Origin of the sequence: Pusillimonas sp. (genome assembly GCF_035515275.1) — a bacterium.
Taxonomy (GTDB): Bacteria; Pseudomonadota; Gammaproteobacteria; order Burkholderiales; family Burkholderiaceae_B; genus Pusillimonas.
On the sequence record NZ_DATJBQ010000079.1, the window covers coordinates 1 to 4,254 of the forward strand.

4 protein-coding genes are annotated in these 4,254 nt (G+C 59.9%); all 4 read left to right on the forward strand.

Going from position 1 to position 4,254, the window contains the following annotated elements; genetic code table 11:
- Positions 1–18 precede the first annotated feature (18 nt).
- Positions 19–663, forward strand: a complete 645-nt coding sequence (locus VL003_RS05895; protein ID WP_325440543.1) for an amino acid synthesis family protein — start codon at positions 19–21, stop codon at positions 661–663.
- Positions 664–751: 88 nt separating this feature from the next.
- Positions 752–1,336 carry an amino acid synthesis family protein gene (locus VL003_RS05900; protein WP_325440537.1) on the forward strand — a complete coding sequence of 195 codons (585 nt, stop codon included), beginning with the start codon at positions 752–754 and terminating at the stop codon, positions 1,334–1,336.
- A gap of 83 nt (positions 1,337–1,419) precedes the next feature.
- Complete coding sequence (locus tag VL003_RS05905) at positions 1,420–2,613, forward strand: amidohydrolase family protein (protein WP_325440539.1); 1,194 nt, start codon at positions 1,420–1,422, stop codon at positions 2,611–2,613.
- A gap of 17 nt (positions 2,614–2,630) precedes the next feature.
- Positions 2,631–3,848, forward strand: coding sequence for a CaiB/BaiF CoA transferase family protein (locus VL003_RS05910; RefSeq protein WP_325440541.1), 1,218 nt, complete (start codon positions 2,631–2,633; stop codon positions 3,846–3,848).
- The last annotated feature ends 406 nt before the right edge of the window (positions 3,849–4,254 follow it).

Below are 4,254 nucleotides of genomic sequence, written 5' to 3' on the forward strand. Positions count from 1 at the left end.
AGGAAACCCATGTCTAGCTTGATCGAAGTACGCCAAGTGCTGACCGAGGTGGAAACTATCTTCCACGAGTTTGGCCCCCGCGACAAAAAGCCCCTGATCCGGGGCGCGGTGGCGGCGGTACTTAAAAACCCGTACGCAGGACGCTACGAAGAAAACATCGTGCCCATGATGGATCAGCTTAACGAGGTTGGGCTGGACATGGCCAAGCGGCTGGTGGCGGCCATGGGGGTTGAGCCCGACGACATTGAAAGCTACGGCAAGGGCTCGATTGTGGGCGGTGCCGGCGAGCTCGAGCACGGTGCATTGTGGCACGTGCCGGGCGGCTATGCCATGCGCGAACTGCTGGGCTGGAAGGGCGACCGCTCGGCCTATAAGCAAGGTCAGGGCTCGGCGCAGAAAGGCCTTGAAATGGGGCGGGCGTTATCTATTGTGCCCTCGACCAAGAAAGTGGGCGGCCCGGGCACGCGGCTCGATGTTCCCCTTACCCACGTTACCGCCAGCTATGTGCGCGGCCACTTTGATGCCATGGAAGTGCACGTGCCCGGCGCACCTGCGGCCGACGAACTGGTTTTCATTCTTGTCATGGCTACGGGTGAACGTATACATCAGCGTGTGGGGGGCTTGCGCCCCGAGCAGATCAGCAAGTACGACGGGCTGCGTTAACTGCCGGCGGCGCATCATGGCGCGTGTCGCACCCTGATGCGCCGGCCAGCCGTGCCGGTCATACCGAACAAACGAACAGGAGAAAAACATGTCAGCAAATATTCGAAAAATTGTGGTGGTGGTCGATGAAACACGGGTTGAAATGGGCAAGGTCATCGAGCGCCCCACGCGTCGCGCCGTGGCCATGGCCGTCATTGAAAACCCCTATGCGGGCCGTTACGCGGAAAACCTCGACGAGCTCATTGCCATCGGCGAAGAGCTGGGCGGTGTGCTGGGCGAGCAATGCGTCAAGGCCTTGGGCATACAGCCTGAACAGGCTGAAAGCTATGGCAAGGCGGCCATAGTCGGCGAGTCGGGCGAGCTCGAACACGCTGCCGCGATCTTGCATCCGAAGTTGGGCGCGCCCCTGCGCAAGGCAGTGCAAAAAGGCGCAGCGCTGGTTCCTTCCTCTAAAAAAATGGGCGGTATCGGCTCGGCCATTGATGTGCCGCTGGGCCATAAAGATGCGGCGTTCGTGCGTAGCCATTTCGATGCGGTCGAGGCACGGGTCTCCGATGCGCCGCGCGCCAATGAAATCGTGGTTGCCGTGGCGGTTACCGATTCGGGTCGCCCTCTGCCTCGCGTCGGCGGCCTGCAGGTCAATGAAATTAAGGGCGAAGACGGCCTGCGTTAAGGCTGCGCCAGGCGTGGTGGATGCGGCGTGCGTACGAAACCGCCACCGCCGCTCCGCGCCGAACCACACATAAGGAGATCAACATGGCCACTGCGCCGGCGATAGAAACTTCGGGAAAAGTCGTTATAAAGAATATTGGCCTGCTGTTGTCGGGCGACCTCGACCGACCCATACTGGATGCAGACACCATGGTCGTGAATGATGGGCGCATCGCTGCAGTGGGCAAGTACGCCGACTGCGACGTCGAAGGTGCGAACACGGTTATTGATTGCCGTGGCACCACACTGACGCCGGGCCTCATCGATTCGCACGTGCACCCGGTGGCGGGCGACTGGACACCACGTCAGGGTCAACTGGGCTGGATCGATTCTTCTCTGAATGGCGGTGTAACCACCATGATCTCGGCCGGCGAGGTGCATTATCCGGGCCGGCCCAAAGACATTGTCGGGCTTAAGGCACTGGCCATTACTTCGCAGCGTGCGTACGAAAATGCTCGGCCAGGCGGGGTCAAAGTGTTGGCCGGCGCGCCGGTCATTGAAAAAGGCATGGTCGAGTCCGACTTTAAAGACCTGGCTGACGCAGGTGTAAAGCTGCTTGGCGAAATCGGCCTGGGCAGCGTCAAGGCCGGCGACGAAGCGCGCCAGATGGTTGAATGGGCGCGCAAATACGGCATTCAAAGCACCATTCATACCGGCGGGCCATCCATACCCGGTTCGGGCCTTATCGATAAAGACGTGGTGCTTGAGGCCGACGCCGACATCATCGGGCACATAAACGGTGGCCACACCGCGCTACCCTACAAGCATGTGTGCGAACTGTGCGAGCGCTCCACCCGCGGCATTGAAATCGTACACAACGGCAACGAGCGTATCGCCATTCTTACCGCCCGCCATGCACACGAGCTCAAATGCCTGCACCGGGTCATTCTGGGTACCGATGGCCCGGCTGGGTCGGGTGTGCAGCCACTGGGCATATTGCGCATGGTGTCGCAGCTGTCCAGCCTGGCCGACATACCGGCCGAAATCGCGTTCTGTTTTGCCACGGGCAACACCGCCCGCATGCGCGACCTTGATTGCGGCTTGATCGAAGTAGGCCGCGCCGCCGACTTCGTCATCATGGATCGCGCCCAGCACACGGCCGCCTCCAACTTGCTTGAAAGCGTACAACTGGGCGACCTGCCGGGCATAGGCATGGTTATTATCGACGGCATCGTGCGCTGCCAGCGCAGCCGAAACACACCGCCGGCCACCGAGTTGCCGGTGATAGAACGACATTGATCACGGCCTTCGAACCTATGACAGCAGCATTGCAGGACGTAGTAGTACTGGACCTTTCGCGTGTTCTGGCGGGGCCTTGGTCTACCCAGAATCTGGCCGATCTGGGTGCCGACGTAATCAAGGTCGAGCGTCCGGTTGTCGGCGATGACACGCGGCATTGGGGGCCTCCGTTTGCAACGGATCGCAACGGCGCCCCGGGCGACGCCGCCTATTTTTTTTGCACGAACCGGGGCAAGCGTTCGTTGACGCTGGACTTCACCCTTGAAGAAGGGCGCGCGGTATTGCTTGAACTGGTAAAAAAAGCCGATATTCTGGTTGAGAACTACAAGGTGGGCGGCCTTAAAAAATACGGCCTTGATTACGAAACCTTGTCGCAGTTGAACCCCGGCCTGATCTATTGTTCGATCACAGGCTTCGGGCAGACAGGTCCTTACGCCGCCCGCCCCGGCTACGATGCGTTGATTCAAGCCATGGGCGGCTTGATGAGCATTACGGGGGAGCCCGACGACGTTGCAGGCGGCGGCCCGCAAAAAGTGGGGGTGGCGGTGGTGGATATCCTCACCGGCTTGTACGCGACCTCGGCGATTCTGGCTGCGCTTTACCATCGCACTAAAACCGGCCAGGGCCAGCACATCGACATCGCGCTGCTCGACGTGCAGGTTGCCACGCTTGCCAATCAGGCCAGCAACTTTCTGGTCGGCGGCCAGGTGCCGGGCAGGCTGGGCAGTGCGCATCCTTCCATCGTTCCGTACCAACCGTTTGCTTGCGCCGACGGCCACGTGATGCTGGCCATTGGCAACGACACGCAGTTTGCCAATCTATGTCGGGCGGCGGGGTGTGCAGAACTGGCGGGCGATGCGCGTTATTCAAGCAATGCAGCCCGGGTTCAGAACAGGGCGCAGTTGGTGCCTTTGTTGCAACAACGTTTTTTGCTCAAGACCATTGATCAATGGTGCGAGCTGGCTACGCAGCACGGGTTTCCTTGCGGTCCGATCAATACGGTTGACCGGGTGTTTGACGATGCTCAGGTTCAGGCTCGGCGGATGCGGGTCGAGGTTGAATCGGAGCGGTATGGGTCGGTGGGGTTGGTGGCCAGCCCCATGCGATTCTCGCAGACCCCCGTGCAGTACGATGCTGCGCCGCCGGTGCTGGGCGAGCATACAGAGCAAGTGCTTGCCGGACTGGGGGTTGATGCTGAACGGCTTGACGAGTTGCGGCGGTTGAAGGCGATTTGAGGCTTGATTGGTCTGGCGCCTTTGCTCGTTATTCAGCGGGTTTTATCTCCTGGTCGTTGCGGCTTTCGGTGGCTGGGGTGCGTGGGATTCCTGGAACTTGGACGTTGGGGTTCTTAAAAACGGCTGGGCGTTGAGTTCTTTAAACGGGTGGGCGTTGGGGGGCTTTAACGCGGGCCGCAGCAGCGGTCCGGTCCTTCGGCCGGAGAGTGTGTCCGTAATTTTGTGTTCGGGCCTATGATTGTCTTGAAGGAGGCAACCCATGGCACGGGGAGTATCAGATATTTTGTGTTCGGGCAGTTGGGATAAATCATCGATCTGCCTACTTTTCCTGTGACTCAGGATCGCGATAGCGATATGCATCGGTGAATCGCTCTTCATATAGGATAGCAAACTGCTGCATTGCGGC

Excerpts from the sequence above, each read along its gene's own strand:
- VL003_RS05905 (WP_325440539.1), top strand. The coding sequence starts at position 1,420 with ATGGCCACTGCGCCGGCGATAGAAACTTCGGGAAAAGTCGTTATAAAG.
- VL003_RS05900 (WP_325440537.1), top strand. The coding sequence starts at position 752 with ATGTCAGCAAATATTCGAAAAATTGTGGTGGTGGTCGATGAAACACGG.
- VL003_RS05910 (WP_325440541.1), top strand. The coding sequence starts at position 2,631 with ATGACAGCAGCATTGCAGGACGTAGTAGTACTGGACCTTTCGCGTGTT.